This is a genomic window from Phenylobacterium sp. (genome assembly GCF_031425575.1).
Lineage (GTDB): Bacteria > Pseudomonadota > Alphaproteobacteria > Caulobacterales > Caulobacteraceae > Phenylobacterium.
Genome location: NZ_JANPJP010000161.1, coordinates 1 through 3802, shown reverse-complemented (window position 1 = coordinate 3802; position 3802 = coordinate 1). Strand labels below are relative to the sequence as shown.

5 protein-coding genes are annotated in these 3802 nt (G+C 65.1%); 3 read left to right on the top strand and 2 right to left on the bottom strand.

Going from position 1 to position 3802, the window contains the following annotated elements; genetic code table 11:
• Positions 1–681 (top strand): TerC family protein (locus tag RMO97_RS09255; protein ID WP_310540547.1); only part of this gene is annotated, 681 nt, incomplete at its 5' end.
• Positions 682–726: 45 nt separating this feature from the next.
• Here the strand turns inward: RMO97_RS09255 and RMO97_RS09250 are convergent.
• Positions 727–1137, bottom strand: coding sequence for a GNAT family acetyltransferase (locus tag RMO97_RS09250; RefSeq protein WP_310540545.1), 411 nt, complete (start codon positions 1135–1137; stop codon positions 727–729).
• A 150-nt stretch (positions 1138–1287) separates the two neighbouring features.
• Between RMO97_RS09250 and RMO97_RS09245 the strand changes: the two genes are divergently transcribed.
• Together RMO97_RS09245 and RMO97_RS21570 are read left to right on the top strand one after the other, a co-directional pair.
• A complete protein-coding gene (locus RMO97_RS09245; protein WP_310540544.1) occupies positions 1288–1488 on the top strand; it encodes a hypothetical protein in 201 nt (66 codons plus the stop codon).
• A 214-nt stretch (positions 1489–1702) separates the two neighbouring features.
• Positions 1703–2071 (top strand): Fic family protein, encoded by a 369-nt coding sequence (locus RMO97_RS21570; RefSeq protein WP_409035302.1) that lies wholly within the window; start codon positions 1703–1705, stop codon positions 2069–2071.
• 92 nt (positions 2072–2163) lie between these two features.
• Here RMO97_RS21570 and metG read toward each other — a convergent pair.
• The coding region (gene metG / locus RMO97_RS09235) for a methionine--tRNA ligase (protein ID WP_310540542.1) at positions 2164–3802 on the bottom strand (1639 nt) is incomplete at its 5' end.

The following is a 3802-nucleotide window of genomic DNA, read 5'->3' as shown; positions in this document are numbered from 1 at the left end:
TCCGCCCTGTTCCAGGTGCTGATGATCGACCTCGTGCTGGCCGGCGACAACGCCGTGGCCGTGGGATTGGCTGCCGGCGGCCTGCCGGAAGCCCAGCGCAAGAAGGCCATCCTGTGGGGTCTGGCCGCCGCAGTGGTCATGCGGATCGGCTTCGCGCTGATCACCACCCAGTTGCTGGCTGTCATCGGCTTGCTGCTGGCCGGGGGCGCCCTGCTGTTGTGGGTGTGCTGGCGGATGTGGAAGGAACTTCGCGAGCAGGCCGTCGCCGACGAGGTGGCCGCCGAAGCCGCCCTGGATGACGATCCGGCCACCGAGCCCGCCGTCAAGCCGGCCAAGTCGTTCCGCGCCGCGTTCACCCAGATCCTGATCGCCGACATCTCGATGTCCTTGGACAATGTGCTGGCGGTGGCCGGCGCCGCCCGGGAACACCCGGGAATTCTGGTTTTCGGCCTGCTGGTCTCCATCGCACTCATGGGCGTGGCCGCCACCTGGATCGCACGCCTGCTGCACCGCTACCGCTGGATCGGCTACGTGGGCCTGGTGATCGTGCTCTACGTTGCACTCCACATGATGTGGCAAGGCCACCAGCAGGTCGTCGCAGACCTGGGCTATGCGCCGCAGTACAACGCCGCGATGCCGGACTTCCTGGACATCAAGCCCGCAGAGCCGACAGCGCCCTGACAAGGACGTGTCCCGCGCCAATTCTATCGCCCACCAACAGGGCGCCTAGTCGAGCGACTTTCCCATCAGCAGCACGGGTTGGCGCGCCATGCCCAGACGTTCATAGAGGCTGACAGCCGCGGCGTTCTCTTCCCTGACCATCAGGTTGAGCCTCGGCGCGCCGCGATCACGCGCCCATTGCTCGGCCGCATTCATCATGGTGCGGGCGAAACCCTGGCGCCGCAACGTGGGCTCACTCGCCAGGAAATAGACCCAGGCTCGATGGCCATCGAACCCAACCATCACAGTCGCGACAACGGCGCTGTTGGCGCGTCCGATGAGAACGGCGGCGTCGGGCGTTCCGATACACCTCCGGAAGTCCTCGCGCGGGTCGCTGAACGGACGCGCGAGGTCGCAGCGGATCCAAAGCGCCACGACGGCGTCGAGATCATCCAGGCTGCCTTCGATGACTTGCATTGTTGAAGCATAACGCGGGGACACATGTGCGCGAAGCGGCGTTCCTCGAAATTCAACTGTCGGGTGTGTCGCTCGGCGACGTGCCGCGCCGCGCCCCGGCGCCGATCACGCCTTGTCTAACTTTCACGCAAGGCGTGATATGATGCGCGCATGACCAAGCCACTTGGCAAGACTCGCTACGCAAAGGTGCGCTTCACCCTGGGTCGCAAGAATTTCGCCAAGATTAGCGCCGTGGAAGGCATTCGTCTCAGCGCCGACATGGAACAACAGTTCCGGGAGTTTGACCGTCAAGGGATCTCTGACGTCGACCGGCGCAACGCGATTTCCCGAGCCTTTGCCAAGAGTGGCTAGTCGGTCGACGCATGTACGAGGCCGGCCCTGATCCTTACTGCTATCCTCGTACGGCTATCCTCAAGAATATCCCGGACCTGAAATCGCAGGAGGATCTGGATCGGTTTGAGGCGGCGGCCACGACCCAGCGCGCCGACGAAGCGCTGCCGTCAGGCCGCCTCTCCGTCTCGCACTACTATGCTGTCCATAGGCATCTGTTTCAGGATGTGTTCGCGTGGGCGGGCAAGCCCCGTACGGTCCGTCTCGCGAAAGGCGCGAGCGCTTTCTGCTATCCGGAGTACATCGGCAGCGAAATGCGAGCCTTGTTCGCCAATCTGAAAGCCAAGCGTGCCTCCGTGACTTGCCGCCAAATGAGTTCTCGAGTGAGGCCGCAACATTTGTGGCGACCCTGAACGCCATCCATCCGTTCCGGGAAGGCAACGGTCGCACGCAGCTGACCTTCCTGGCTTTGCTCGCTGATCGCGCGGGCCACCCCCTCGACCTTGACCGGCTGGAGCCCGACCAATTCCTCGCCGCCATGATTGCGAGTTTTGGGGGCAACACCCAGGACCTTGCGGTTCACGTGCGTCGCCTTGTCGGTTGAGGTGACCCGTTTGTGCCGCCTGCTACAAGGCCCGTGGCCAAGCAGGTCCATACCGATATGCCTCGTCAGGCCTACGGGCCTACGAGTTCAGGCTAAGCTTCCGGCCCACCGAACCGCTCGCGCCATTCGGCGACCTGTTCGTTCTCGACCTTCTTGAACAGCACCTCAGGCGCCGTGATCGCCCGGCCCACGGGCAGGACGCCCAGCAACGCCGCGCCCTCCCCTGACGGCCAGCCGCCTGGGAACGGCTCGCCCAAACCGGCGGCGATTTTCTCGGCGGCGAACGGGATGAACGGCTCCGACACGCGCGCAAACAGGGCCACCAGGTTCAGGCCGTTGCGCACGGCCATGGCGGCGCGGTCGCGGTCGGTCTTGATCGCGGTCCAGGGCGCGGCCTCGGTCAGGTACTGGTTGCCCAGCACCCACAGTTGGCGCAGCGCCTGGGCGGATTTGCGGAACTCGCGGGCCTCCATCACCTCGGTCAGCTCAGCCAGCTTGGCGGCCACATCGGCGTAGAGTTTTTCGTCCAGAGGTCCGTCCACGCCGCCCTCTGGCACAACACCCTCGAACCGCGTCTCGGTGAATTTCAGGATGCGGTTGACGAAATTGCCCAGCACGTCGGCCAGGTCAGCGTTCACCTGGGCCTGAAACTGCTCCCAGACAAAGGTGGCGTCCGAGGTCTCCGGCGCATTGGCGATGATCCACCACCGCCAGTAGTCGGGCGGCAGAAGTTCCAGCGCCTGATCCATGAACACGCCACGGTTCTGCGACGTCGAGAACCGACCGCCGTAGTAGTCCAGCCAGTTGAAGCCCTTCAACTCATCGACCAGCTTCCACGGCGCGTTGAGGCCACCGTTCACGCCCATCAGGGTGCAGGGAAAGCCCACCGTGTGGAACGGCACATTGTCCTTGCCCATGAACTGGACGTAGGTCACGTCGTCGGCCGCCGGCATGCGCCACCAGCGTTGCCAGTCGGCCTCCGGCGCCTGCCCGCCGGCTTGGCCATCGGCCCACTCGGCCGTGGCGGCGATGTATTCGATAGGCGCATCAAACCAGACGTAGAACACCTTGCCGGCCAGGCCCTCTAGGTCCGGCGTCACACCCTCAGGATTTGGCCCCCAGTCGGCCGCGTTGACCGGCACGCCCCATTCCAGGTCCCGCGTGATCCCCCGGTCCTGCAGCCCCTCGTCCAGCCACTTCAGCGCAATAGAGGTGACCAGCAGCGGCCAGTCACCCTTCTTGGCCTCGATCCAGCCGCGCAACCGCTCTGAAAACTGGCTCTGGCGCAGGAACAGGTGCTTGGAGGGTCGGATCTCGATCTCCGTCGACCCCGAGACCGCTGAGCGGGGGTGCAACAGGTCGGCCGGGTCCAGCACCCGGGTGCAGTTCTCGCACTGGTCGCCGCGGGCGGCCTCGTAGCCGCAGTGCGGGCAGGTTCCGATCACATAGCGGTCCGGCAGGAAGCGTTTGTCGGCGCTGGAATAGACCTGCTGGGTCACCCGCTCCTCAAGGAACCCGGCCTCCCAGAGCTGCTGGGCGAACTGTTGGGTCAGGCGGTGATTCTGCGGCGACGAGGAACGGCCGAAATGATCCCACGACAGGCCGAACGCGCGACCGAGTCGGTCCTGCACGGCATGGGCCTGGGCGCAGAACGTCGCTGGATCGAGGCCGGCTTCGGCGGCGGCCAGCTCGGTGGGCGTGCCATGCTCGTCGGTGGCGCAGATGTAGAGG